The organism is Pseudomonas sp. M5A4_2d, from assembly GCF_053345295.1.
On record NZ_JBKEZW010000004.1, the window covers coordinates 99,048 to 123,956 of the forward strand.

Below are 24,909 nucleotides of genomic sequence, written 5' to 3' on the forward strand. Positions count from 1 at the left end.
TCAGGAATTTCTGACAGACACAAAATTCAGCCGACGATAAAGGTCTGGCCGGTTTGCAAGCCCTCGACACTTTTCGCGTAGGCCAACGCCACATCAGCACCGGGTGCAGGTTTGTAGCCACGGAAGTAGGGGGCGTAGCTGTCCATGGCTTCCAGCAGGACGGTCGGGCTCACGGAGTTGACGCGCAAGCCCCGTGGCAGCTCGATCGCGGCGGCTTTGACGAATGCATCCAGTGCGCCGTTGACCAGTGCGGCAGATGCACCGGTGCGGATCGGGTCACGGTTGAGAATGCCGCTGGTGAAGGTGAACGAGGCGCCGTCGTTGGCGTATTCGCGGCCGATCAACAGCAGGTTGACCTGGCCCATCAGCTTGTCGCGCAGGCCCAGTTCAAAATCGGTTTCGCTCATGTCACCCAACGGCACGAAATTCACACTGCCGGCCGCGCAGACCAGGGCATCGAACTTGCCGGTCTGTTCGAATAGCTTGCGGATTGAAGCGCTGTCGCTGATATCCACCTGGAAGTCGCCATGGGTGCGACCGATGCTGATCACGTCGTGACGCTGGGCGAGTTCTGCCTTGACGGCCGAGCCGACCGTGCCGCTGGCACCAATCAATAGGATTTTCATCGTGCTGTTCCTCCAGGGGTAAGTGAGGTTTCAGTCTAGTGTGGCTTTTCGGGTGGATAAACGTGCTAATAGGCAACCTTTGGTTTTCAAATGGAAACAATCCGTGAGCGATATGGATGACCTGGCGGCGTTTGCCGTGCTGATCGAAGCCGGCAGTTTCACCGTGGCGGCCGAGCAGTTGGGGTGCAGCAAGGGCCAGCTGTCCAAGCGCATCAGCCAACTGGAAGCGCGGTTTTGCGTGGTGTTGCTGCACCGCACCACTCGCAAGCTCAGCCTGACCGCAGCCGGTGCGGCGTTGTTGCCCCAGGCCCAGGCGCTGGTGGTACAAGTGGAGCGCGCCCGACAGGCATTGGCGCGGCTCAAGGACGATCTGGCCGGGCCGGTGCGTATGACGGTTCCGGTGTCGTTGGGGGAAACCTTCTTCGATGGTTTGCTGCTGGAGTTTTCCAAGCAGTACCCGCAGGTGCAGATCGAACTGGAATTGAGCAACAGCTACCGGGATCTGGCGCGGGATGGCTTTGATTTGGGCGTGCGCATGGGGGCCATCGAAAACGAGCGCCTGGTGGCCAAGCCATTGCTGGCCTGGCATGAGATGACGTGCGCCAGCCCGGCTTATCTGGAACAGCACGGCGAGCCGCTGACCCCGGCGGACCTGGCAGCCCATACCTGCCTGCTGAACAGTCACTACAGCGGGCGTGAAGAATGGCTGTACCACCAGCAACACGAACTACTGCGTGTGCGGGTCAGCGGCACATTTGCTTCCAACCACTACAACCTGTTGAAAAAAGCCGCACTGGTGGGCGCCGGCATCGCCCGCCTGCCGTCCTACGTTTTACCTGCGGAACTGGCTGACGGCCGATTGCGCTGGCTCCTGCGCGATTATCAGACGCGCAGCATGCCGATGTATCTGGTTCACCCGTATCAGGGTGGCTTGCCGCGCCGCACTCAGGTGCTCGCCGATTACCTGGTGGATTGGTTCAAACGCAGCGGTGAAGCGTTGGACCGGCTTTAACGGTAGCGACGTGCTATCAGGTGATCGATCGACAGGCGCCCCGGGCCTTTGGCGACCAGCAGTAGCAGCAAGGCGATCCAGGTGCCGTGGGTCGGGTAGGCGTCCGGGTAGACAAAGAGTTGAATGGTCAGGGTCATGCCGATCAGGGCCAGGGCCGAGAAGCGTGTGGCAAACCCCACCAGAATCAACACCGGAAAAAAGTGCTCGGCGAAGGCGGCCATGTGCGCGGCCACTTCCGGCGACAGCAGAGGCACGTGATATTCACTGCGAAACAGCGGCAGGGTGGAGGCGGCGAGTCGTGGTTCGCCCAGTTGGAAGGTGCCGCTGATCAGGTCGATGGCAAAGCCTTCGACTTTGGTCTGCCCGGACTTCCAGAAAACCGCTGCAATCGAAAACCGCGCGAGAAAGGCGATCAGGCTGTAGGGGATTTTCTCGAAAAGCGCGATGACCCGTTTTACCAGGCACGAAGGGGATGTGTTCATGGCGATACCTTTTGTTCTGTGTGCAAATGAGTGATGGCGTCGTAGCTGATCAGCAGGGTCAGGCACTGGTTCAGGTCGAATTCGCTGGAGGCTTCCAGGGCCTGGGTCACAGCCATTTCCAGGCCAGCGCCGTGGTTGAGGCTGTTGATGAACGCGACCGAACCCGCGTCTATGGCGAATACCTTGACGGCCAGCCCCTGGCGTAACACCAAGGCACTTTGGGCGTGCCAGGCATTCAAGCTGGCAATGGCACCCTCGGTCTGGTGCGCGGCCCAGATGGCGACAATCGCGTAGGCGGAGTTCAAGGTGGCGAGGGAGGGGTGCAGTTGCAGGCGTAGTTCGCCCACATGGGTTTGGGCTTGCAGTGCCTGCAACAAGGTCTGTTGTTGCAGTGGCTCAATGTCCGCCGCGTGGTAAGCGCACACCCGCAAGCGTTCCAGGCGCGCGACATCGGCCAGGTAGGGCACGCTGGCAGCCGGCTCGAAGCCCTGGATAAAGTCGGCAAAGCTGCTGCCGTATTCACTGATCAGTGGGCTGTTGGGCGGGCAGGCCTGCACATAAAGGGTGGCCATGGCGCGAAAGAATGCCTCGCCGACCAATTGCAACGTGACGGGATAGGCCGTCACCAGCGCATTGATCAACGCGCTGTGGACATTGTTGCGATACACCGCAAAGCGGCTGGCCGGATCGGCGCCATTGCTGCTGAACAGGCCATCGGGGCAGATCGGGTCGGGTGCGAGCAGGGCACTGGCAAATGCTGCTTGATGGCTCATGGGTTGTTCACCTGCGACAGATGCCAGTCGGCGTGTTGGGCTTCGGCGTGCAGTACGCTGAAGGCTGGCACTTGGTTATCGCGCTCAATCAGCGTGGCCACCGGGCCGGTACGCGCGAGCACCTGTTCGTATAACTGCCACACGGCGTTATCGATGGGCGCGCCATGGTCATCGATCAGCAGGCGATCGCCCAGGCTGTCTGTGTCTTCGGCAAACCCGGCCAGATGAATCTCTCCCACGGCGCGCAAAGGCAGTGCGTCAATGTAGGAAAGTGGATCTCGCTGGTGATTGATGCACGACACATAGACGTTGTTGACGTCCAGCAGCAGGCCGCAACCGGTGCGGCGGATGATCTCGCTGATGAAGTCTGTCTCGTCCAGGGTCGAGCGTTGGAATTGCAGATAGGTCGACGGATTCTCCAGCAGCATCGGCTGCTTGAGGGTGCTTTGCACCTGATCGATGTGTTCGCACACCCGTTTCAGGGTGGCGGCATCGTAAGCCAGGGGCAGCAAGTCGTTGAGAAACACCGGGCCATGGCTGGACCAGGCCAGGTGTTCGGAAAAAGAGTGGGGTTGATAGCGTTCGATCAGCGTGGCCAACCGTGCCAGGTGCTCACGGTTCAACGGGCCTTCGCCGCCGATGGACAGGCCCACGCCGTGCAACGACAGTGGGTACTGCTCGCGGATCAAACCCAGGTAGTGATGGAACGGGCCGCCGGCCACCATGTAGTTTTCGGCGTGCACTTCAAAAAAGCCGATGTCGGGTGAGGTCTCGAGCACTTCGATGAAGTGCTCGTTCTTCAACCCCAGCCCGGCCCTGTAAGGGAGGCCGGGCGCCTGAGCAGGTGAGACCGTGTGTTGGGGGGAAAGCGTCATCATCATTACTCAGGCTGAGGGCTGTTTCAGGACTTGGCGGTGAAGGCAGCTTCCTGGCCGAAACCGGTCGGCGAGGTGGCGCTTGGGGTTTTGGTACAGGTGCCGGCTGGGACCAGCTTCCAGGCGTTGGCCTGGTCTTTGACTTTCGAGGTGCCGGCGCAGGAAGTGCCGGCGCCTGCGGCGCAATCGTTCTTGCCGGCTTCGGCGACACCAAAGCATTTCTGCATGTCATCGGCGGCGTGCGCGGTGCTTGTAAGGGCGGACAGGCTCAGGGCCGAACCCAGGGCCAGAACGAGGGTGGCGGCGGACAGCGAACGGGATTTAGTAGTCATGGTGTAACTCCAGCAGTGAGGTTGGGTAAGGAAGCGTTTTTGCTTGCTTACCCCTCTAGAGTTGGGGCACCGCCATGCGTTACAGCGGCTGACAAAAAAATTTCAGTTCGCCAGCCGCCGCGATCACTCGCCCCTGAATGCTCGGGCTCGGGCGTTGAGCTGTTTCCTTGCGTGGCTATTTACCAAGCCATATAAAGGCCGTAATGAACGCCGTTCGGTTAACGCTGTTTTCGGTAACGGGTAACGTTTCATCTGATAGGGTTTTAGTACAGATCGCTTAATTTAGTAGATCCTAGTTTTTAAATATAAGTGGCGGATTTTCGATAGCTCAAAAGAAAGCGGGCGGTGTTGTTTAGGCCCTATGTGGGGGGTGATGCCTATGTGTCGTGGACGTTTGAATGGGGAAGGGCGCGAGTCATGCGCTTGTCGGATGTTTTTAATCTGATATTTTTTTGGGTGGAATATGGCTGTGTCCCCGTTATCGGGGGTTTACAATAATTTTGTATATGCGGAACAGCCAGTTATAAATTTAAGTCTTTTTCGGTTTGACTTTTATGGGTCGGCTGTTTAGTTTGTTTTGGCCGGCAATAAATGAAATGCGCAATTCAGGAACCCCTCTTCTGGATATGTTCCAGTTAAACTAAAAGAAGGAATTTAACGATGAAAGAAGTAAAAGTCGCTCTCCTGCAAAGTGCTACCTGCAACCTGATGCACGTAAAACTGCCTTCCCAGCCTAAGCCAGTGAAAGTGGCTAAGTAAGAAGCAGCGGGCCTGGAGAGTTCGCTCTCCAGGTCTTTCAAGGAGCAGGTCATGTATCATATAAATCCCGCGGCATTAGTGTTTGACGACGGTAAAGAAGACTGTTGGGTTGACTATTCGTCAGGCCATAATGGCGTCAAGATTTCCAAGGGTTTGGGCAAGGTCATTGCCGAGCACTGCGGCCAGGCGGTCAATGCCGATCTGGTAAAGGAAGCCATTGCGCGTGATAACACTCTCAGTGAGGCTGGCATTGACACCTTGCTGGCCCATGTTTGCCTGCCTGCGCTGGCGCAGCCCAAGTCCGGCTATCACCGTGCGACCCAGAATCACCCTTTTCTGGACATGTCCCAAGGCCTTTCGGCGTTGGAGGCAGATGCTCAGATCATGGCAGCCTACGTCAAGGAACATGCGTATCCCGCTGTCGAGTTGAGTATTGAGTCAGGCAATGATGTTGCGCTCATTGACGCCATTAATCTGGACATTGATGAATTAAGAAACTCTGTTTTCTATCAGTTCAGTATGATTATGTCCGGGACGTTTGGCGTGCGTTTGCACCAACCGGCGTATTACGACGGCGAGCGTGATTATCATCAAGTTGAATTACTCAAGAAGTCCATTCCTTCCGGCGGCGCCCGGCACCCCACGGAATGTTTTGTCGAAATACATCGTTCGTCGATCATTGAGCCGGGCGTCTACTATTTCTCCCCGATCGATAGTTCGCTTAAATTAATTACCCCACAGTTGCCCGACTCAATGGAGGCCGAACGCATTTCAAGTTCGGATGCCGACTGGGTGGTGAGGCTGGTACTGTGTGCAGCCGTAAGGCGATCAATGTTCCGCTACCGTGACCCCCGAAGTTTTCGCGCCTTGCTCGTCGATGCCGGTCATGCGGAGGCGCAATTGTCGGCGTTGGCCAGTTATTGCAACTGGCACTACACATCACGCTTTGTCGTGGACTTCGAGTACGCAAAAAACTTCACCGACGAGTCTTTGGATGACGGCCTTCCTGCGTTTTCCATCGGTTTGCTGGAAGGGTGGAATTAATGAGATATGTCAGCCAACACGGCAGTGAAGTTTCAATACCCAACACGTGGGATACCCATAACTGGGAACGCCCTTATGTGTTCCTGAAGCAATTGCAGGCTGATCAGGTCGCCCAGCCGCAGGCCCTTCAAAGCCATCGTTACCTGCTGGATAAGCTGGTGACCGGCTATGACGTCAAGCGCGCTATTTCAAGACGCAGCTTTACGTCTGTTGCCGAGCGCGACGTTCCTTCTTCGGTGCTGGAGGCGGTACTCAGGTGCCTCTATCAGGCATTGGCCCAGGAAACACATCTGTTTGCTGGAATCGTTACCCAGGGAGTACAGGGCTGGGCGGATGCAGCATGGTTACTGGACCATACGCCCAGAGCGCTCAAGCGTTCGGACCGCGCCAGTGACAGCGAGGTGGTCGCCAAGATCATTCAGGGCCAAGGATGGGCCGGGGGCAAAGGCATTACGGTGTTACTTGGGATCAATTGGCAATTTGCTGTTGCAGCATTCGGCGATCCTGATATTGCCTACGCCAAAGCGTTGCTGGATGTAGGGCGTGTAGGGCATGCCCTGTTGTTGGAGGGGCAGCATCAAGGGCTGGCGGCGAGAATGACGCCGGCTGTACACGAAGAAACAGCGTCAAATATGCTGCGCCTGACGGAAGAAAGGGATGTTCTTTATGCCATCCGGCTGGTTTTTCCAGGCTGAGTGCGTTGCAAGGAGTTGCAAAAATGAACGGACTTTCGCCGCTGAAGGACGCCTACGAGCGAGAGGGTTATGTCGTTGTTCGCGAGTTACTCGATCGCCAGAAATTGGCACTGCTCGCTGAAAAAGTAATCCAGCAATTGCGCAAGCATCGAATAACCGATGGTTTCACCGAGATTGGCCAGCCGCGCTTCAAGGAACCAGAGCAGGCTGATCCGGACTTTCTGAAGTTTGTCGACGTCATGCGCAGCGAATTGACCGAAGAACTCTTTCAAGCGCCCAAGGTGATTGAGGTGATGAAGCTGCTCTTCGACACCGATGAGGTGTTCGTTCATCCGATCAAATGGGTGCGCGGTTTGGCACCCTTGGATTCTTCCATGCACTCCTCACCGGGCGTTCACCAGGACTTTCCGGAATTGCAGGGCAGTGGCCAGCAGATCACCCTGTGGGCACCCTTTTTTAATGTCGATGAAGGGTCGGGATCGCTGCCGGTTTACACAAAAAAACCAGGTGAAACCCTGTTACCGCTCGAGCTGGCACTCAACCCATCAGGATGGCAAGTCTGCCCCGGCGTGCTGGGCGCAAAAAACGTTTTCGCATTACGTCCGGGTGATGTACTGCTGTTCAATACGTTTACCCCGCATGGGGGGGCGACCAATACCGGCAAAGGTTGGCGTTGCAGTATCGAGGCACGGTTTCAGCCGCTCGCTGAGCCTTTGGCACTCAGTAATTTTGCCAAGCCGCTGTTGACCCAGGATTGGCAAACGTTCTACGAAGGGTGGCGGACCTGGGGGTTTTACTGGCGGGACAGGCATCCGCCGCTTATTCCCTTTGATCCATCCTGGGAGCATTGGCGGGATCTGACCGCTATCGGGGAAGCGGTTAAAGGTAACAAGAATGCGGTGGCGGCCCTCGAAATCGCTGCCAGATTCGGTATGTCCGAACCCGTCAAGTCCTGTGCCCAGGGGTTGCTCGAGTCCTTTGAACGTATTTACGACCAATAAGGTAATGTGGCTGTGAAGAACCGCTTTGCAGATTTTTTCATCAGCAGAAATTTCTCATTCTTGTGGCTGGGGCAAGCCCTCTCATCGTTTGGCGAGTTTGTTTTCGAGAGCACCGTCATTGTGTGGCTGGTGACTGACTTGTTTCACGACAGTGCGTTCTTGCCGACGGCTGTAGGCCTGGCGGTGGCGGCCTCTGCTATTCCGCGTGTATTGGTGGCCCCACTGGCCGGGGCTTGGGTCGATCGGATGGCCCCGCTGTACGTGATGATCGCGGCGGATGGGATTCGGGTGCTCAACTTCCTGATCTTTTTCGTGATCTATTCACTGGCCGGGCTGGACCCGATGCAAGTGCTCGTCGGCGTTCTGCTCTTGTTGTTGGTGAACAGCACGGCTGCACAGTTTTTCAACCCGTCACGCCAGGCGATCATGCAAGTGGTCATCCCTTCGGCACGACGCGTTGAGGCATCGGCCAAGGCGATGTTTTCCCTGACGGGCATTTCAGTGTTGTCGGCGTCCCTTGGGCCGGCATTATTTGTGTGGGTGGGCCCCGCCCTGGCACTGCTGATCAATGTGCTGGCTTTTGCCTGTTCGGCCCTGTGCATAGCGTCTACCCAGGGCCTGCGCCTGACCTTGCTGGCCGAGCAACAGCGGCTGCCCTTCTGGCATGGAGTGCTTGCAGGGCTACGGTTTTCCTGGGGGCACGCCTCGATTAGGACGTTGTTGATCGGTGTGGCGTTATACGGGTTTTCCTTGGGGGTCAATAATGTCGCATTGTCCTTGTATGCATTCAAAACCTTGGGCTTGAGCCCTTATGAATACGGTCTGATTCTCGCGGCGTTCCCTGTCGGCGGGTTGATTGCTGCCGTGCTGGTCCGGCCGGTGTTGAAGTCATTGAGCACGCGCCAGGCCTTTACCCTTGCGTTGCTGTGCATGGGGTTCAGCTACCTGGCGTATTCGCTGCATCCGCCGTTTTACTTGGCCTGGGCGCTGATGTTCAGCTGTGGGTTGTTCTTCTCGGTGTTTGCGATTGTGCAAGGGCCGATGCTCCAGGAAGCCGTGCCGGAAGGTTACATGGGGCGTGTGTCCGCAACGGTCACGCCGGTGCTGGCCATCGCCTCATTAACCGGTACGCTGGTGTGCTCTCAGACGTTAAATGTGGCACAGCGTGTCATAGCCTATTTCGACGCGCCGCTGGATGTGTACGGCGCGTATATCTTCCTGGCGGCGGGCTTGTTGCTATTGGGCGGGGCATTGATGCTGGCAGGCCAGCGCGCGAGTAAGGGGGAGTTGGTCGCGACGCTTTGAACCGCGATAAAAAAAACGGCCCGAAGGCCGTTTTTTTGTTACCTCAATGGCTCAGCCACCGAGATAGGCTTCACGCACCTTCGGATCCGTCAGCAATTGCTCCCCGGTGCCCTGCATCACCACCCGGCCGTTTTCCAGCACGTAGGCGCGGTCGGCGATTTTCAGCGCCTGGTTGGCGTTCTGCTCCACCAGGAATACCGTCACACCGTCCTTGCGCAGTTGTTCGATGATATCGAAGATCTGCTGGATGATGATCGGTGCCAGTCCCAGTGAAGGCTCGTCCAGCAGCAATAGCTTGGGCTTGCTCATCAGCGCCCGGCCGATGGCGAGCATTTGCTGCTCGCCGCCGGACATGGTGCCGCCGCGCTGGCTGAAGCGTTCCTTGAGCCTGGGGAACAGGTGCAGCACCTTGTCCATCTGCTCCTGGTAGTCGCCCTTGTCGGTAAAGAACCCGCCCATGGCCAGGTTCTCTTCCACCGTCAGGCGCGAGAACACACGGCGGCCTTCGGGCACCACGGCAATGCTCTTGCGCATGATCTCGGAGGAGGCCTGGCCCACCAGTTCTTCACCCATGTAGCGGATGCTGCCGCTGTGGGCCTGCGGCGAACCGCACAGGGTCATCAGCAAGGTCGACTTGCCGGCACCGTTGGCGCCGATCAGCGTGACGATTTCACCTTGGCGCACTTCCACGTTGACGCTGTGCAGCGCCTGGATCTTGCCGTAGAAAGTGGAAACGTTTTCGAATTGCAGCATTTTACGCTTCCCCCAAATAGGCTTTGATCACTTCCGGGTTGTCGCGGATCTGCTCCGGCGTGCCGTCGGCCAGCGGCGTGCCCTGGTTGATCACTACGATGTGGTCGGAAATGCTCATGACCAGTTTCATGTCGTGTTCAATCAACAGCACCGTGGCGTTGTTTTCCTCACGCAGCACGCTGATCAGCGCCTTGAGGTCTTCGGTTTCCTTGGGGTTCAGGCCAGCGGCCGGTTCGTCGAGCATGAGGATCCGCGGGCGGGTCATCATGCAGCGGGCGATTTCCAGACGACGTTGCTGACCGTAGGCCAGGGTGCCAGCAGGACGGTTGGCAAACTCGGTGAGGTTGACCTTGTCCAGCCAGTACTCGGCGTACTCCATGGCTTCGCGCTCGCTTTTGCGGAACGCCGGGGTCTTGAACAGGCCTGCAAAGAAGTTGGTGTTCAAGTGACGGTGTTGGGCAATCAGCAGGTTCTCGACCGCCGTCATGTCCTTGAACAACCGTACGTTCTGGAAGGTGCGCACCACGCCCTTGCGGGCGATCTCGTGACCGGCCAGGCCCTGGATCGGCTGGCCGTCCAGCAGGATGCTGCCACCGCTCGGCTTGTAGAAGCCGGTGAGGCAGTTGAACACTGTGGTCTTGCCGGCGCCGTTCGGGCCGATCAGCGCCACCACTTGTTTCTCTTTTACGGTCAGGGCCACGCCGTTGACCGCCAGCAAGCCGCCGAAGCGCATGCTCAAGTTTTCGACTTTCAGGATCTCGCGGCTCATTTGCGCAGCTCCATGTGTGGACGTTGCATGGGCAGCAGGCCTTGAGGACGCCAGATCATCATCAGCACCATCATGGCGCCGAACATCAACATGCGGTATTCGCTGAACTCACGCATCATTTCCGGCAGCAGGATCATCACGATCGCCGCCAGGATTACACCCAGTTGCGAGCCCATGCCACCCAGTACCACGATGGCGAGGATGATCGCCGACTCGATAAAGGTGAACGACTCCGGGGTCACCAAACCTTGGCGAGCGGCGAAGAAGCTGCCAGCGAAACCGGCGAATGTTGCCCCGAGGGTGAATGCCGAGAGTTTGATGACGGTGGGGTTCATGCCTAACGCACGGCAGGCGATTTCATCTTCGCGCAGCGCTTCCCACGCACGGCCAATCGGCATGCGCAGCAAACGGTTGATCACGAACAGTGCCGCCAGCGCCAGCAACAACGCCACCAGGTACAGGAACACCACTTTGCTCACCGGGTTGTAGTCGATCCCGAAGTACTCGTGGAAGGTCTGCATGCCTTCGGCTGCGGTGCGGTCGAAGGACAATCCGAAGAACGTCGGCTTGGGGATGCTGCTGATACCGTTGGGGCCGCCAGTGATGTCGGTGAGGTTGCGCAGGAACAGTCGGATGATTTCACCGAAGCCCAGGGTCACGATCGCCAAATAGTCACCGCGCAAGCGCAACACCGGAAAGCCCAGCAGGAAGCCAAACGTGGCCGCCGCCATACCGGCCAGTGGCAGGCAGATCCAGAAGCCCCAGCCCAGGTAGTGCGACAGCAACGCGTAGGTATAGGCACCCACGGCGTAGAAGCCCACGTAGCCCAGGTCGAGCAGGCCGGCCAGGCCGACTACGATGTTCAGGCCCAGGCCCAGCAACACGTAGATCAGGATCAGCGTTGCGATATCCACCGCACCACGGGAACCGAAGAACGGCCAGATCAACGCAGCCACGATCAGGCCGATGATGATATAGCGCTGAGTACGCGGCAGCGTCAGGAATTGGCTGACCTTGGGCGACACCAACGGGCCACGGTTGCCCTTGAACAAAGCACCGACCTGCAGGGTGAACAGCACGCGCAGGAACATCAGCACCGAGCACAGGGCAATGATGGTCAAGGTCACGGGACCGGTGCCATGTACTTCCAGGTTGATGCCGACAATGCTCAGCTTGAGCCCGAGTACCGGAAAGGCCACGGCCCATACCAGCAAGGCGCTGAAAAACGCCGATTTAAGATATCTGCTCATACTTTCTCAACCTCCGGACGGCCCAGAATGCCGGTCGGACGGAACAACAGCACCAGAACCAAGAGGCCGAACGCCACGACGTCCTTGTATTGGTCGCCGAAGATATCGGCACCAAAGGCTTCAGCCACACCCAGCACCAGCCCGCCGAGCATCGCGCCCGGGATACTGCCGATGCCGCCCAAGACCGCCGCGGTAAAGGCCTTGAGGCCTACCAGGAAACCGGCGTTGGGGTTGATCACGCCGTACTGCATGCTCAGCAGCACAGCCGCGACGGCCGCCAGCGCAGCACCGATCACGAAGGTCAGGGCGATGATGTTGTTGGTGTTGATGCCCAGCAGGTTGGCCATCTTGATGTCTTCGGCGCAAGCCCGGCAGGCGCGCCCCAGACGGGAGCGGGAGATGAACAGGGTCAGGCCCAGCATGGCCACCAGGGTGACGACGAAGACCAGGATCTGCATGTACGAAATCAGCACTTCTTGTGCGCCACCTGGGCCGAAGGAGATGCTCCCCGGGATCAGGTTGGGAATGGACTTATCCTTGGAGTCCTGGGACAGCAATACGGTGTTCTGCAGGAAAATCGACATGCCGATGGCGGAAATCAGCGGGATCAAACGGTTGCTGCCACGCAAGGGACGGTAGGCAACACGCTCGATACTGTAGCCATAGGCACTGGTCACGATGATCGATGCAAGGAACGCAGCGGTCATCAACAGCGGCAGGGAATGGATACCCATCATGGCCAGCCCGGCAAGGGCGATGAAGGCCACGTAGGAACCAATCATGTACACCTCGCCATGGGCGAAGTTAATCATTCCAATGATGCCGTAAACCATTGTGTAGCCAATGGCTATCAATGCATAGGTGCTGCCAACGGTCATGCCGTTAACCAGCGTTTGGAAAAAATGATAGATCTCAGGCATTACAGCGCTCCTAAAAACCCGATACGCATTTCACTGGTGGAGTCATTTCCGGCTCGGTGCCCTGTTCTATGAGCAGGTTGCACGAAGCGTTTGCCAGCGAACCGCTGGTGACGGTTTTAAGATTTTCAGGTGAGCCAGCGCCCGGATCGCGGGTGTCAGGCCCATAAACCTCGTAAAACAAAGCCCACTGCTTGCACAGTGGGCTTGTTGACCAGTAACGCCTGGCTTACTGAGGGGAAACTTCGGTTTTTGGTTTGCCGAAGTGCCATTCGTAGACCACGAACTTAAAGTCCTTCAGGTCGCCCTTGGCGTCAAAGCTCAGGTCGCCCGTTGGGGTCTTGAAAGTACCGGCGTGGATGGCAGCAGCCACTTTGGCGGTGTCTTCGCTCTTAGCGGCAGCGATACCACCGGCGATCACTTCAACAGCCGAGTACGCTGGGAACACGAACGGACCGGTTGGGTCCTGCTTGTTCTTGGTGAACTCTTCAACGATTGCCTTGTTGGCAGGATCAGTGTCGAAAGACTTCGGCAGGGTCACCAGCAGGCCTTCGGAAGCGCCCTGGGCGATTTGCGAGATGGAGTCGTTGCCGACGCCTTCAGGGCCCATGAACTTGGCGTTCACGCCTTTTTCCTTGGCTTGGCGCAGGATCAGGCCCAGTTCAGGGTGGTAGCCGCCGTAGTAGACGAAGTCGACGTTGGCTTGCTTGAGCTTCTGGATGAGCGAGCCGAAGTCTTTGTCGCCAGCGTTGATGCCTTCGAAGAGAGCAACTTTCACGCCTTTCTTTTCGAGGGTCTGTTTAACGGCGGTGGCGATGCCTTCACCGTACTGCTGCTTGTCGTGAATGACCGCAACCACTTTCGGCTTCACGTGGTCGGCGATGTAGTTGCCGGCTGCAGGACCCTGGGCGCTGTCCAGGCCGATGGTGCGGAAAATCAGCTTGTAGCCACGGGAAGTGATTTCCGGGCTGGTGGCAGCCGGGGTAATCATGATCACGCCTTCGTCTTCATAAATGTCGGACGCTGGCTGAGTGGAGCTGGAGCAGAGGTGACCGACTACGAACTTGACGCCGTCGTTGACCACTTTGTTGGCTACGGCCACGGCTTGTTTAGGATCGCAAGCGTCGTCGTATTCTTTGGCTTCGAGCATTTTGCCATCGACGCCGCCCTTGGCGTTGATGTCGGCAATCGCCTGCTTGGCACCCATGAACTGCATGTCGCCATATTGCGTTACAGGACCGGTTTTAGGGCCGGCGATGCCGATCTTGATGGTGTCAGCTGCGAACGAATGGCCGGCAACCCCAGCCAGGACCATAGCGGCAAACAGTTTGGAAATCTGCTTAGTAGCCTTATTCATAGTGCTCCACTCTTACTGTTGTATTTTTTATAGTTCTAGCGGCCTTGTGAGCTGCAGAACCGGATCAGATATCTCGGATATCCCCCCGGCATTGCCCTGGCAACTGTACCGGTACAGTGTAGAGCGCCGGTTGATCGCTTGAAAAGCTGGCTGCTGGGGGCAAAACCCGGGTATGTCGCTTAAATGAAAGAAAAAGACAGAATTGCGGCGGGGTTATGCCAGAGTCTCGGGCAATCCTTGGCTTTTCTGACACTTTCTATCGATGCCTCATTTGCAACTGGGTTTTTCTGCCTGAGCCCGGACGTTATGATTGCGCCGATTTTTACTTCAGGTGAATTCCCATGACGCAAGAACCTAGCACCCTCTATGCCAAGCTGCTCGGCGAAACCGCCGAAATTTCCTGGAAGGAGCTTGAACCGTTCTTTGCCAAGGGTGCCCTATTGTGGGTCGACGCCGACCTGGATTTGATCGAAGCGGCCGAGGGAATGGCCGAGGATAACCGTGAGAAAGTCGCTGCGTGGCTGGCTGCGGGGAGCCTTGGCGAAGTGTCTGCGACGCGGGCATTGGACCTGGTGGAACGGGATCCGGGCTTATGGGCGGTGGTGGTTTCGCCGTGGATTTTGATCCAGGAAAGGGCAGCGTAAGAAGGCTCTGCACGAAAAAGGTGCGCGGTTTCAGCCTGTAGAAGTGTGTAGCGGAGTAACCGCAAGCGCCGTGATGGCATCTTGCCGTAGAGAAAGGTCACAGGTAAGGGTGACGTGCGCGTCACGGGAACAGTTTTGTGAGTGGCGCAAGGCCGGGGGAATTGTTTCCGGGTGTGGCAAAGTTGCAGGTTTGCGGTGGCTGGCAGAGCGCTTTCGCGAGCAAGCCCACACCCACATTTGTACCGGGTATTTCCTGTAGGAATACGGTCAAAATGTGGGAGCGGGCTTGCTCGCGAAGGGCGCGACCCGGTCTAGGCAGTCTTGCCAGTATGGTTGTTCAACGAAATCACCTTGGTCTTGCCAATCCGGTGACGATAAATCTCACGCAAATACTTGATCGCCTTCTTCACACAATCCCGTGACAGGCGAATGTCATTGATCGACACAAACTTATCCTTGTCGTTGATCAACTCCCGATACTTCTTCTCATACATCGGTTTGATCGCGTACCAGTTGGTGTCCAGAATCTTCGCCGGGTTTTCGAACTCGTTGAGCAGCTCATCAATCCGGTCTTCATCGAAGTCCTCATGGATGATGAAGTCCAGGATCGAATTATCCAGCGTGTCATCAAACCGGTACGGGTTACGCGCAAAGCAACGCTTGATAAAGGCCACGATCAACGTCAGGAAGTCATCCGACAGGCACGGGCTCTTGGCGATCAGCGTTGTCAGCGACAAGTTGGCCGACGCCCCGATCACCAGCGCATAACGCTTGAGCGTGGTGTTGGGAAACAGGCTATTGAGGTGCGTCTTGAGCCGGTTCAAGTCCATGTAGGACAGCTTGTAGTCCTTGGGCAAGGACACAATCGACACCACCGACGAGCAGTTCTTGAAGAAGTGCAGGTCATGCAGGGCGGCTGCGTCGTAGCCGGAATTCTTGTATTGCTCCAGTGACGCCTTGTAGCGCTTGGACTCGATCGGCAACAGGCTGATACCTTCGATGGCCTGGGTCACTTTGTTGAAGTGTGGCAGGTCGATGGAGCGGAAAAACAAGTCATCGATATTCAGCCGCTGTGGCTCTTTATCGAAGACCTTGAACTTGTCATTCGACGGCACCGGGGTTTCCGGCACCACGGACTCGGCATAGGCAATCGCTACCGGTCCTGCCAGGCTCATAAACAGGTCGTTGGCATCCAGGCGGATGGTTTCGCCAATGTCGATACCGGCACGCCGGAAGTAGTTCTGGTCGTAATCGGTCGTCACCGCCTGCGCAGTGAGGATGTTGAAGATCTGCTGGGAGATGTACTGGTTGGCGTGTTTTTCCATGGCATTGACGTCAATGTTCTGGATATTGCCGTCATCGCTCTCTTCGGCGTAACGCATGATGTCGTTGGAGATCAGCATCATCGCGTTCCATGGCCGGATACGTCCCTTCACACTGGCTTCGCTGCTGTCTTCATTGTCGAAGTTGTAAGAGAAGTCCCATTCTTCCGACAGGTATTTGCACAACAACCGCCCGGCGTTGATGTGCAGGGCCTCGGACATTTCGCTGCGGTGATCGGAGATATTCGGCAGCACACAGATGCCGCTGGTGAAGATCGGCTCGAAGACAAACGCGTGGCCGCTCTTGCTGTCGTGCTCGTCGGCGGGTTTGGTGTCGAACGTCTTGTTCATGTACGAGTGCTGCTGGGCCAGGCCAAACTCCGAGGCCATGCCCGAACCCGTACCGCCGCCGGCGCTGAAGATCGAGAAGTACAGGCGCGACTGGTTGGCCTTGATGCCGCAGGAGTCGATCAGGTACGAGTGAATCATCTTCCAGTCAGGGCTGGAAAAACGCTGGGTGTCTTTATTGAGGATGATCTTGGCCAGGTACTGGCCCAGGATCGGCGCGTTACCGGCGCCACCGGCATGGACTTCCGAGAGGTCCATTATTTTCATCTTGCTGTAGTCGCGCAGGAAACCGCTTTTTTCGCCCTTGCGCGAAAAACGAATGCGCCCGGCGATGTCCTTGTCCAGGTCACCCAGCATCACCAGCGGTTCCACCAGGAACACCGGCTTGGTGGCCTTGCCGCCGCCCAAGCGCAGGTTGTTTCGGATCCATTGGGCCGGGCTATAGCCCTTGTCCGCCGATTTGTCTTCCGTGCTGAATTCGTTCAGGTAGAACTTGCGCGCGTTGTACACCAACTCCGCCACGTCCAGCGCGATGTTCGAACCGCAGCGGCCCAGGCCGATCAGGCACACCGAGGGAAATTCCTGCTCGTTGCGCGGGTCGCCGTCACCTTCTTGCTGGGGCGGGCGCGGGAATACCATGTCGCGCAGGCCGTCGAGGTTATCGAGGATGCGGTCGGTATTGGTTTCGGTGAAGTACAAGTACTGCTGGGTGGCCAGCGGGCGGGCGCTGCTCAATGACTTGGAACCTGAGGATTTTTCCGCAGGAGCTGTCGGCAACACGTCGATGATCTCGGTGGCAGAGTTATTTTTGGAAGTCATTGTGCGCCATGTACCTGGACAGATGGCTTAAAAAATCAAGGAGCCATCATTGAATGAGAGTTCGCGACTTTACAGTGCGTCTGAGTCCGGGACGGTCGGGTTTAACCCTGGTTTTTCAAGGGGAATCGTGGCCGGACTCTGATGAATCGGCCGTTCGTCGGCGTTCTTTAGTCAAATGATGGCGAAATGCCAAAGAATCGGCGTCAGCGAATTGGCCTTACCGTCGACGTGGGGCTGATACGGGTTGGGGTGGGGGCTTTCGGCACAGGGGCCTCTTTGTTGCCTTCCACGCTGAAAGGGTAGAGCGGGTTGTTCATCTGGATGCCCTGGATCACGCCGACGATGTCGCTGAAGGGGACCGCCGGACTGAGCAGGTAGCCCTGAATGAAATCACCGCCATGTTTGAGCAGCAGTTCGAACTGTGCCTGGGTTTCCACGCCTTCGGTGACCACCTGCAGGTGCAGGGTGTGGGCCATGCCGATAATCGCCTGGACGATCTCGATATCGGCGGTGGACTTGGGAATGTCCTGGATAAATGAACGGTCGATCTTCAAGGTATTGATCGGTAGGCGTTTGAGGTAAGCCAGCGATGAGTAGCCGGTGCCAAAATCATCGATGGCGAGCGAAACCCCCAAGGCACGAATTTGCCGCAACAGCGCGAGCGTGCTGCTGATATTGCCCATCAGCGCGTTTTCGGTGACTTCCAGTTCCAGGCGGTTGGCGGCAATTCCGGCGAAGCGCAGGGCTGCTTCGATTTCATCTGCCAACTCGTCACGGGTCAGGTTGAGGGCCGAGCAGTTCACGGCCATGGTCAGTTCGCTGTAGCCCCGGTCGGTCAGCAGGCTTAAATCATGGCAGGCCTGACGCAACACCCAGTGGTCCAGTTCGGCGATCAACCCATTGCTTTCGGCGATGTCGATAAACCGGTCCGGGGCCAGCAGCCCGTGTTGCGGATGTTGCCAGCGCACCAGGGCTTCCAGGCGAGTGACCTTGCCGAGTTTCATGTCGAAGATCGGTTGATAAAACAGCACCAACTCGTTGCGGCTACGCAGGGCTGCGCGCAATTCCTCTTCCAGTTGCAGCTCAAGGAAAGCACGGGTCTTAAGGTTGGAGCTGAAGAAGTTGAGGTTGTTGCGCCCGGCGTCCTTGGACTGATACAGCGCCAGGTCAGCGGTTTTCAGCAGCTCCTCGCAGGTCAGGCCGTCTTCGGGAAACAGGCTGATGCCGATGCTGGTGGTCATTACCATGCGCCGACCGGCGAGTTCGACCGGCTCCTTCATCTTCTGCATGATCCGCTGCGCCATGTGCCGCGCTTCGTCGCGATGATGAATGTTGATCAAAATGCAAAATTCGTCCCCACCAAACCGTGCGACCACGTCTTCGTGGCTGCGTACCGAGCCTTTGATATGCCCGGCCAATACCGTTAACAGCTGATCGCCGGCGTCATGACCCAGGCTGTCATTGATACGCTTGAAGTGGTCAATATCCAGGAATATCACCGCCATCATGCCGTTGTTTGCCGTTTTTTCGGCGACTTTCTCAGCGAAAATCTGGTTGAACCCCCGGCGGTTAAGCAGGCTGGTCAACGCGTCGTAATGGGCAACCTGTTGCAGTGAGGCGCGGGCCTGGTCGAGTTCGCTGAGCAGGGCGTTGACCCGGCGCAGGTCGCGTTCCTTGTGCTGCAGCTTTTTGTCCGCCAGGGCGGCACTGACGCTGCTGCCGATCACCAGCAGGGTGATAACCGCCACTGACAGGCCAAGTTGAATGGGGTTGTTGTCCAGCGGTAACGCGAGGTCGGCCCCGCTGGGCACCAGCATTTGCATAGCGGCCATGCCGGTGAAGTGCATGCTCAGGATTCCGGCGCCCAGCACCAGGCTCGCGGCGTATTTGAGCAATTGATGGAAAACGCCGGCGCCGTTGCGCAGGTAGCACGACAGCAGCAATGCGGTCAGGCTGGCACCAATGGCAATGGCGACCGATGCCAAGAACAGCCCCGGCTCGAAATACACTTGGGCCTGAGAGCGCATGGCCGACATGCCCACATAGTGCATCAAGGCGATACCGAGCCCCATCCACACCGACGCCAGTAAATACTGATGAAACCGCAGGTGGGCATGGCTGAGGGTTTGCATGGCAAACAACGAGGCAATCAAGGCGATCACCAGCGAGGCGAACGTCATGATCATTTCGTAATGAATGGCAATAGGTGCCTGGAAAGCCAGCATGCTGATGAAGTGAGTCGACCAGATACCGCCCGCGAGGCACCCTGCACCGAGCCAGCGCCAATGGCGGCGGGCAGTAGGGTCTTCTACATGGCCGACACGTTCGGCCATGTCCAACGTACCGAACCCGGCCGCGCAAGCGACCAGGTAGGCCAGCAACACCAGAAAGGGGTTATGACTGCAATTGAGTAATAAGTGCCCGTTCTCTGGAAGGTCGGTAAAAAAATACATACCTAGCCATTCCATAGCATGTCCCGTCAAAGTCAGTACGTCATTGCCTTGAGCAATGGCCTATGAACTCCAGTATAGAAGCCTCGCGGGAATTGCCAGGGATAATGGCACTTTGACTACAATGATTTTGGCATGCCGGTCATAGCGTTTGCTGCTAAGCGCTGATGGGTAGTTCCAGCTCGAAAGGCGCTTCCAATGGCGGCAAGCCAAAGGCGGCACGTGCTGAATCGCAGTCGACGTTTTGCTCGCCCTGGCTCCACGACGCGTCGAACTCGCGGCAGGGGCTCGACCGTTGCTCATAGATTGTGCAGCGGGTGCCTTTGCCGACTTCCCCTTCAAGGCTGCAGCAACGCGCGGGTTTCTGGTCGGTACCGATCATCGCCACGCGTGTGGGATTGATCTGAACCACCAAATCATCGGGCACCGTGCCCCCCGATGAGGCGCACTCTCCCCAGAAGAAAGACACACGAAAGTATGAACAGCAGGCACCGCAACTCAGACACGGACTGGCTTCGGACATGGGCGTCATCGATAAGAAAAGTAGGATGGGGTGTTACAGGAAGGCTCGCCATTCTAATCTTGCCATGGCGGTTGGGAAGGGGGGTGAGCACTTATATTTTCGTAGGAAAACCCCCGCAGTTCCGGGTGAAGGTCCGGGCGAAATTACGCCCTATCAGCTTTACGAATCATTACAGACAACGGCCGCCTGCCTGACTATGTTGCAGATACCTGAGCAGGATGCATCGGGCATCGCAGCTCTCATAACAATAAAAGAGACGGACCCATGCAGAACTCGACCCAAGCGGCGAATGCCTGGCGCATTCTGTTCCTGCTGTTCCTCGCCAACCTGTTCAATTTCTTCGACCGCACCATTCCCGCCATCATCATCGAGCCCATCCGCATGGAGTGGCACCTGAGCGACTTTCAGCTCGGAATCATCGGCACCGCCTTCACCATTGTCTACGCCATCGCCGGCCTGCCGCTGGGGCGTATGGCCGACACGGGCTCACGCAGCAAACTGATGGGCTGGGGCCTGTTCGCCTGGAGCGGGCTGACGGCGATCAACGGCATGGTCGGCAGTTTCTGGACCTTCCTGCTGGTGCGCATGGGCATCGGCATTGGTGAAGCCAGCTATGCACCGGCGGCCAACTCGCTGATTGGCGACCTGTTTCCCGCCCACCGGCGCGCCCGGGCCATGGGCATTTTCATGCTGGGCCTGCCTTTGGGGCTCCTGCTGGCATTCTTCACCATTGGCGCGATGGTCAAGGCGTTCGACAGCTGGCGCGCGCCGTTCTTTATCGCCGCCGTGCCGGGAATGATCCTGGCGGTATTCATGTTCTATATCAAAGAGCCCAAACGCGGCGCCGCAGAAACCGTGCAGGTCTCCCAGGAACGCGTCGACCGTCCGATCCGCCGCGTGCTGGCGGTGCCGACCTTCCTCTGGCTGGTGTTGGCCGGGCTGTGTTTCAACTTCGCCACCTATGCGTGCAACTCGTTCCTGGTGCCAATGTTGCAGCGCTACTTCCTGATGCCGTTGCAGGACGCTGCGGTTGCCACCGGGGTGATCGTCGGCTTGACCGGCTTGGTGGGCCTGACGCTGGGCGGCTGGATTGCCGACAAGATCCATCAGCGCGTGGCCAATGGCCGACTGCTGTTCGCGGCGTGCAGCCTGATCATCTCCACCGTCACCACCGCCTGGGCCTTGCATGCCGGGCGCATCGAGATTGGTGTGTTTGTGGCGCTGTTCAGTGTGGGCTGGTTATTCGCTTATAACTTCTACACCTGCGTGTACACGGCGATTCAGGACGTGGTCGAACCGCGCCTGCGCGCCACGGCGATGGCGTTGTTCTTTGCCGGGTTGTATTTGCTGGGCGGTGGCATGGGACCGGTGGTGGTGGGCGGGCTTTCTGATCACTTTGCTCATTCGGCGATGTATGCCGATGGGGCTGCGCAGATGACTGAGGCCTATAAGGCTGTGGGCTTGCACGACGCCATGTACCTGATTCCGGTGGCGCTGTTCTTGACCATGCTGTTTCTGTTCCAGGCGTCGCGCAGTTTTGTGCGTGATGCCAAGCGGATGAAGGATGGGCTGGGGGCGGTGGAGGTGCCGGCTGCTGCGGCTACGGCCTGATGACGAGTTGACCCTTTCGCGGGCAAGCCCGCTCCCACCTTTGACCGAGTTGCCAAGTCGATCACCGAATAATGTGGGAGCGGGCTTGCTCGCGAAGAGGCTCTTAAAGGCAACGATATTCTCAAAAGCATGCAAAAGGCCCGCATTGCGCGGGCCTTCTTTTTAGCAGGGCAGGGCGGTCATCAACCCGCCACCAACACCCGAATCGCTTCCAGTCGCAGCGCCGCTTTGTCGAGCATGGCCAGGCCTTGCTCGCGTTGCTGGCGCAGGGCAACCAGTTCGCTGTCGCGTACGGTCGGGTTGACCGCTTGCAACGCGGTCAGGCGCGCCAGCTCTTCGTCGGTATCCGCTGCCAGGCGGCGCTTCGCCTCGGCCACACGCTCGGCGTGGCGCGGGGTGATCTTTTCTTCGCCGGCGTTGATGCGCGGCGTCAGCTGATCGCGCTGGGCCTGCACGAACTTGTTGGCGCTGGCGCGTGGCACGCTTTCCAGTTGGTCGTTCAGGGTTTCAAACGACACGCGGCCGGACAAGTCATTGCCATTGGCATCCAGCAGGCAGCGCAAGGCGGCTGGTGGCAGGTAGCGGCCCAGTTGCAGCGAGCGCGGCGCAACCACTTCACTGACGTAGAGCAGTTCCAGCAACACGGTGCCCGGCTTGAGCGCCTTGTTCTTGATCAGCGCCACGGCGGTGTTGCCCATGGAACCGGACAGCACCAGGTCCATGCCGCCCTGCACCATTGGGTGTTCCCAGGTGATGAACTGCATGTCTTCGCGCGACAGCGCCTGGTTGCGGTCGTAGGTGATGGTCACACCTTCGTCGTCACCCAGCGGGAAGCTGGCGTCGAGCATTTTTTCGCTGGGCTTGAGGATCAGTGCGTTTTCCGAATGGTCTTCGCTGTCGATGCCGAACGCGTCGAACAGGGTTTCCATGTAGATCGGCAGGGCGAACTGATCGTCTTGCTCAAGGATGTCTTCCACCAGTGCATCGCCTTCACCCGCACCGCCGGAGTTGAGCTCCAGCAAGCGGTCGCGACCGGTGTGCAGCTCTTGCTCCAGGCGCTCGCGTTCGGCACGGGCTTCGTCGATCAGGGCTTGCCACTCGCCGTCGTCGGCGTTTTCCAGCAGCGGCAGCAGGCGTGGGCCGAACTGATGCTGCAAGGCGTTACCGGTCGGGCAGGTATTGAGGAACGCGTTCAGCGCCTCGTGGTACCACTGGAACAGACGCTCTTGCGGGCTGGTTTCCAGGTACGGCACGTGCAGTTCGATCACATGCTTCTGGCCGATCCGGTCCAGACGGCCGATCCGCTGTTCCAGCAGGTCGGGGTGGGACGGCAGGTCGAACAGCACCAGGTGGTGGGAGAACTGGAAGTTGCGGCCTTCACTGCCGATTTCGGAGCAGATCAGCACCTGGGCGCCAAATTCTTCATCGGCAAAGTAAGCGGCAGCGCGGTCACGCTCGAGGATGTTCATGCCCTCGTGGAACACCGTGGCCGGGATGCCGGAACGCACGCGCAGGGCGTCTTCCAGGTCCATGGCGGTTTCGGCGTGGGCGCAGATCACCAGCACTTTGGTGCGCTTGAGCATTTTCAGCTGGTCGATCAGCCACTCGACGCGCGGGTCGAAGCGCCACCAGCGGTTTTCTTCCTCAATGTCCGGCTGCGACTGGAAGCTGACTTCCGGGTACAACTCGGCGTGTTCGCCCAGCGGCAACTCGAGGTATTCGTCCGGGTTCGGCAGCGGGTAGGCGTGCAGCTTGCGCTCCGGGAACCCTTGCACGGCGGCACGGGTGTTGCGGAACAGCACGCGGCCGGTGCCGTGGCGGTCCAGCAGTTCGCGTACCAAACGGGCGCTGGCTTCGGCGTCGCCATCGTTGACGGCGGTCAGCAGGGCTTCGCCTTCGTTGCCGAGGAAACCCTGGATGGTTTTGTGGGCGGCCGGCGAGAGGCGGCCCTTGTCCAGCAGCTCCTGAACGGCTTCGGCCACCGGGCGATAGTTTTCGCTCTCGGCGCGGAAGGCGTGCAGGTCGTGGAAACGGTTCGGGTCCAGCAGGCGCAGACGCGCGAAGTGGCTGTCCTGGCCCAGTTGCTCAGGGGTTGCGGTGAGCAGCAGCACGCCCGGAATCACTTCGGCCAGTTGTTCGACCAGTGTGTACTCAGGGCTGGCTTTCTCTTCGTGCCAGACCAGGTGGTGCGCTTCGTCGACCACCAGCAAGTCCCAGCCGGCCGCGAACAGCGCGTCCTGGGCCTTCTCGTCGTCAACCAGCCACTCCAGCGCCACCAGCGCAAGCTGGGTGTCTTCGAACGGGTTGGCGGCATCGCTTTCGATAAAGCGTTCTTCGTCGAACAGTGCAACCTGCAGGTTGAAGCGGCGGCGCATTTCCACCAGCCACTGATGCTGCAGGTTTTCCGGGACCAGGATCAGCACGCGGTTGGCGCGGCCCGACAGCAACTGGCGATGAATCACCAGGCCGGCTTCGATGGTTTTACCCAGGCCCACTTCGTCCGCCAGCAATACCCGTGGCGCGATACGGTCAGCGACTTCACGGGCGATGTGCAGTTGGTGAGCAATAGGTTGCGCACGCACGCCGCCCAGGCCCCACAGCGAGGATTGCAACTGGCGGCTGGTGTGTTCCAGCGTGTGGTAGCGCAGCGAGAACCAGGCCAACGGGTCAATCTGCCCGGCGAACAGACGGTCGCTGGCCAGGCGGAACTGGATGAAGTTGGACAGTTGAGTTTCCGGCAGGGTGACCTGCTCGTTCTGCCCATTGAGGCCGTGGTAGACCAGCAGGCCGTCGACGTCGTCGACTTCCTGTACGGTCATTTTCCAGCCTTCGAAATGGGTGATGGAGTCACCCGGCGAAAACCTCACACGAGTGAGGGGCGCATTCCGTAGCGCATACTGACGAGTGTCGCCAGTGGCCGGATAGAGCACGGTCAACAAGCGGCCGTCCTGTGCCAGAACGGTGCCTAACCCCAGCTCTGCTTCGCTGTCACTAATCCAGCGTTGCCCCGGTTGATACTGCTGCGCCATGCTGCCTGACTCCCGCCGTGAAAAAGCCGACTATCTTAACGGAACAAGGCCCTCAGCCAAAGGACTCTGACAAAAACTACTCCGTTAACGCGCGGGTTCGAAAGCTGGATCGACGGGTGGCGGGCACTTGCGAGTGTCGACTGGGTCACAGCTTGGCGAGCTTGCGCTCAAGTCGCCCTGCAACCCGCCGACAGCCTGTTGATCAGGAGAGTA

General features: G+C 58.3%; 21 protein-coding genes. 7 read left to right on the forward strand and 14 right to left on the reverse strand.

Annotated elements, in window-relative coordinates; translation table 11 throughout:
- Nucleotides 1–26 precede the first annotated feature (26 nt).
- Nucleotides 27–626, reverse strand: coding sequence for a short chain dehydrogenase (locus ACLBW8_RS13500; RefSeq protein WP_447805555.1), 600 nt, complete (start codon nt 624–626; stop codon nt 27–29).
- Between the two features lie 103 nt (nt 627–729).
- Here ACLBW8_RS13500 and ACLBW8_RS13505 point away from each other — a divergent pair, with 103 nt between their 5' ends.
- Nucleotides 730–1,638 carry a LysR family transcriptional regulator gene (locus ACLBW8_RS13505; RefSeq protein ID WP_447805556.1) on the forward strand — a complete coding sequence of 303 codons (909 nt, stop codon included), beginning with the start codon at nt 730–732 and terminating at the stop codon, nt 1,636–1,638.
- Here ACLBW8_RS13505 and ACLBW8_RS13510 read toward each other — a convergent pair.
- The 4 genes from ACLBW8_RS13510 to ACLBW8_RS13525 are packed head-to-tail and all read right to left on the reverse strand — an operon-like array spanning nt 1,635 to nt 4,100.
- Nucleotides 1,635–2,120: a DoxX family protein gene (locus ACLBW8_RS13510; RefSeq protein ID WP_064451202.1), complete on the reverse strand. Its 486-nt coding sequence runs from the start codon at nt 2,118–2,120 to the stop codon at nt 1,635–1,637. The genes ACLBW8_RS13505 and ACLBW8_RS13510 overlap by 4 nt on opposite strands.
- Complete coding sequence (locus ACLBW8_RS13515; RefSeq protein ID WP_407016526.1) at nt 2,117–2,893, reverse strand: HvfC/BufC N-terminal domain-containing protein; 777 nt, start codon at nt 2,891–2,893, stop codon at nt 2,117–2,119. Before ACLBW8_RS13515 ends, ACLBW8_RS13510 begins: the two co-directional genes overlap by 4 nt.
- Nucleotides 2,890–3,771 (reverse strand): MNIO family bufferin maturase, encoded by an 882-nt coding sequence (gene bufB, locus ACLBW8_RS13520; protein WP_407016525.1) that lies wholly within the window; start codon nt 3,769–3,771, stop codon nt 2,890–2,892. Before bufB ends, ACLBW8_RS13515 begins: the two co-directional genes overlap by 4 nt.
- A gap of 23 nt (nt 3,772–3,794) precedes the next feature.
- Nucleotides 3,795–4,100: a BufA1 family periplasmic bufferin-type metallophore gene (locus tag ACLBW8_RS13525; RefSeq protein ID WP_064451205.1), complete on the reverse strand. Its 306-nt coding sequence runs from the start codon at nt 4,098–4,100 to the stop codon at nt 3,795–3,797.
- Between the two features lie 810 nt (nt 4,101–4,910).
- Between ACLBW8_RS13525 and ACLBW8_RS13530 the strand changes: the two genes are divergently transcribed.
- From ACLBW8_RS13530 to ACLBW8_RS13545, 4 genes are read left to right on the forward strand one after another with little or no spacing between them, the layout of a single operon-like run.
- Nucleotides 4,911–5,903, forward strand: a complete 993-nt coding sequence (locus ACLBW8_RS13530) for a hypothetical protein (protein WP_447805557.1) — start codon at nt 4,911–4,913, stop codon at nt 5,901–5,903.
- Nucleotides 5,903–6,598 carry a hypothetical protein gene (locus tag ACLBW8_RS13535; RefSeq protein ID WP_447805558.1) on the forward strand — a complete coding sequence of 232 codons (696 nt, stop codon included), beginning with the start codon at nt 5,903–5,905 and terminating at the stop codon, nt 6,596–6,598. Before ACLBW8_RS13530 ends, ACLBW8_RS13535 begins: the two co-directional genes overlap by 1 nt.
- Nucleotides 6,599–6,621: 23 nt before the next feature.
- Nucleotides 6,622–7,599, forward strand: coding sequence for a phytanoyl-CoA dioxygenase family protein (locus ACLBW8_RS13540; protein WP_447805559.1), 978 nt, complete (start codon nt 6,622–6,624; stop codon nt 7,597–7,599).
- 12 nt (nt 7,600–7,611) lie between these two features.
- Nucleotides 7,612–8,904: an MFS transporter gene (locus ACLBW8_RS13545; protein ID WP_447805560.1), complete on the forward strand. Its 1,293-nt coding sequence runs from the start codon at nt 7,612–7,614 to the stop codon at nt 8,902–8,904.
- 51 nt (nt 8,905–8,955) lie between these two features.
- Here ACLBW8_RS13545 and ACLBW8_RS13550 read toward each other — a convergent pair whose 3' ends face one another.
- The 5 genes from ACLBW8_RS13550 to ACLBW8_RS13570 form a co-directional block, all read right to left on the reverse strand.
- Entirely contained in the window at nt 8,956–9,657 is a 702-nt protein-coding gene (locus tag ACLBW8_RS13550) for an ABC transporter ATP-binding protein (protein WP_017137209.1), read from the reverse strand.
- A 1-nt stretch (nt 9,658) separates the two neighbouring features.
- Complete coding sequence (gene livG, locus ACLBW8_RS13555; protein WP_016975067.1) at nt 9,659–10,426, reverse strand: high-affinity branched-chain amino acid ABC transporter ATP-binding protein LivG; 768 nt, start codon at nt 10,424–10,426, stop codon at nt 9,659–9,661.
- Entirely contained in the window at nt 10,423–11,676 is a 1,254-nt protein-coding gene (locus ACLBW8_RS13560; RefSeq protein ID WP_447805561.1) for a high-affinity branched-chain amino acid ABC transporter permease LivM, read from the reverse strand. The genes livG and ACLBW8_RS13560 overlap by 4 nt, the downstream gene beginning before the upstream one ends.
- Nucleotides 11,673–12,596, reverse strand: a complete 924-nt coding sequence (gene livH / locus ACLBW8_RS13565; RefSeq protein ID WP_221294148.1) for a high-affinity branched-chain amino acid ABC transporter permease LivH — start codon at nt 12,594–12,596, stop codon at nt 11,673–11,675. The genes ACLBW8_RS13560 and livH overlap by 4 nt, the downstream gene beginning before the upstream one ends.
- Before the next feature lie 226 nt (nt 12,597–12,822).
- Nucleotides 12,823–13,950, reverse strand: coding sequence for a branched-chain amino acid ABC transporter substrate-binding protein (locus ACLBW8_RS13570; RefSeq protein WP_064451212.1), 1,128 nt, complete (start codon nt 13,948–13,950; stop codon nt 12,823–12,825).
- 341 nt (nt 13,951–14,291) lie between these two features.
- Between ACLBW8_RS13570 and ACLBW8_RS13575 the strand changes: the two genes are divergently transcribed.
- Nucleotides 14,292–14,594 (forward strand): DUF2288 domain-containing protein, encoded by a 303-nt coding sequence (locus ACLBW8_RS13575; protein WP_432750544.1) that lies wholly within the window; start codon nt 14,292–14,294, stop codon nt 14,592–14,594.
- 311 nt (nt 14,595–14,905) lie between these two features.
- Here the strand turns inward: ACLBW8_RS13575 and ACLBW8_RS13580 are convergent, their stop codons facing one another.
- The 3 genes from ACLBW8_RS13580 to ACLBW8_RS13590 form a co-directional block, all read right to left on the reverse strand.
- A complete protein-coding gene (locus ACLBW8_RS13580) occupies nt 14,906–17,083 on the reverse strand; it encodes a hypothetical protein (RefSeq protein ID WP_447805562.1) in 2,178 nt (725 codons plus the stop codon).
- A 203-nt stretch (nt 17,084–17,286) separates the two neighbouring features.
- Nucleotides 17,287–19,551 (reverse strand): putative bifunctional diguanylate cyclase/phosphodiesterase, encoded by a 2,265-nt coding sequence (locus tag ACLBW8_RS13585; RefSeq protein ID WP_447805563.1) that lies wholly within the window; start codon nt 19,549–19,551, stop codon nt 17,287–17,289.
- Between the two features lie 139 nt (nt 19,552–19,690).
- A complete protein-coding gene (locus ACLBW8_RS13590; protein ID WP_064451216.1) occupies nt 19,691–20,056 on the reverse strand; it encodes a YkgJ family cysteine cluster protein in 366 nt (121 codons plus the stop codon).
- 264 nt (nt 20,057–20,320) lie between these two features.
- On the opposite strand from ACLBW8_RS13590, the gene ACLBW8_RS13595 reads away from it, so the two are divergent.
- Nucleotides 20,321–21,667: a spinster family MFS transporter gene (locus tag ACLBW8_RS13595; RefSeq protein ID WP_064451217.1), complete on the forward strand. Its 1,347-nt coding sequence runs from the start codon at nt 20,321–20,323 to the stop codon at nt 21,665–21,667.
- Nucleotides 21,668–21,849: 182 nt separating this feature from the next.
- Here the strand turns inward: ACLBW8_RS13595 and rapA are convergent, their stop codons facing one another.
- Nucleotides 21,850–24,696 (reverse strand): RNA polymerase-associated protein RapA, encoded by a 2,847-nt coding sequence (rapA, locus tag ACLBW8_RS13600; protein ID WP_447805564.1) that lies wholly within the window; start codon nt 24,694–24,696, stop codon nt 21,850–21,852.
- Nucleotides 24,697–24,909: the final 213 nt, after the last annotated feature.

Excerpts from the sequence above, each read along its gene's own strand:
- ACLBW8_RS13500 (WP_447805555.1), bottom strand. The coding sequence starts at position 626 with ATGAAAATCCTATTGATTGGTGCCAGCGGCACGGTCGGCTCGGCCGTC.
- ACLBW8_RS13510 (WP_064451202.1), bottom strand. The coding sequence starts at position 2,120 with ATGAACACATCCCCTTCGTGCCTGGTAAAACGGGTCATCGCGCTTTTC.
- ACLBW8_RS13515 (WP_407016526.1), bottom strand. The coding sequence starts at position 2,893 with ATGAGCCATCAAGCAGCATTTGCCAGTGCCCTGCTCGCACCCGACCCG.
- bufB (WP_407016525.1), bottom strand. The coding sequence starts at position 3,771 with ATGATGACGCTTTCCCCCCAACACACGGTCTCACCTGCTCAGGCGCCC.
- ACLBW8_RS13525 (WP_064451205.1), bottom strand. The coding sequence starts at position 4,100 with ATGACTACTAAATCCCGTTCGCTGTCCGCCGCCACCCTCGTTCTGGCC.
- ACLBW8_RS13530 (WP_447805557.1), top strand. The coding sequence starts at position 4,911 with ATGTATCATATAAATCCCGCGGCATTAGTGTTTGACGACGGTAAAGAA.
- ACLBW8_RS13535 (WP_447805558.1), top strand. The coding sequence starts at position 5,903 with ATGAGATATGTCAGCCAACACGGCAGTGAAGTTTCAATACCCAACACG.
- ACLBW8_RS13540 (WP_447805559.1), top strand. The coding sequence starts at position 6,622 with ATGAACGGACTTTCGCCGCTGAAGGACGCCTACGAGCGAGAGGGTTAT.
- ACLBW8_RS13550 (WP_017137209.1), bottom strand. The coding sequence starts at position 9,657 with ATGCTGCAATTCGAAAACGTTTCCACTTTCTACGGCAAGATCCAGGCG.
- livG (WP_016975067.1), bottom strand. The coding sequence starts at position 10,426 with ATGAGCCGCGAGATCCTGAAAGTCGAAAACTTGAGCATGCGCTTCGGC.
- ACLBW8_RS13560 (WP_447805561.1), bottom strand. The coding sequence starts at position 11,676 with ATGAGCAGATATCTTAAATCGGCGTTTTTCAGCGCCTTGCTGGTATGG.
- livH (WP_221294148.1), bottom strand. The coding sequence starts at position 12,596 with ATGCCTGAGATCTATCATTTTTTCCAAACGCTGGTTAACGGCATGACC.
- ACLBW8_RS13570 (WP_064451212.1), bottom strand. The coding sequence starts at position 13,950 with ATGAATAAGGCTACTAAGCAGATTTCCAAACTGTTTGCCGCTATGGTC.
- ACLBW8_RS13575 (WP_432750544.1), top strand. The coding sequence starts at position 14,292 with ATGACGCAAGAACCTAGCACCCTCTATGCCAAGCTGCTCGGCGAAACC.
- ACLBW8_RS13580 (WP_447805562.1), bottom strand. The coding sequence starts at position 17,083 with ATGACTTCCAAAAATAACTCTGCCACCGAGATCATCGACGTGTTGCCG.
- ACLBW8_RS13585 (WP_447805563.1), bottom strand. The coding sequence starts at position 19,551 with ATGGAATGGCTAGGTATGTATTTTTTTACCGACCTTCCAGAGAACGGG.
- ACLBW8_RS13590 (WP_064451216.1), bottom strand. The coding sequence starts at position 20,056 with ATGTCCGAAGCCAGTCCGTGTCTGAGTTGCGGTGCCTGCTGTTCATAC.
- ACLBW8_RS13595 (WP_064451217.1), top strand. The coding sequence starts at position 20,321 with ATGCAGAACTCGACCCAAGCGGCGAATGCCTGGCGCATTCTGTTCCTG.
- rapA (WP_447805564.1), bottom strand. The coding sequence starts at position 24,696 with ATGGCGCAGCAGTATCAACCGGGGCAACGCTGGATTAGTGACAGCGAA.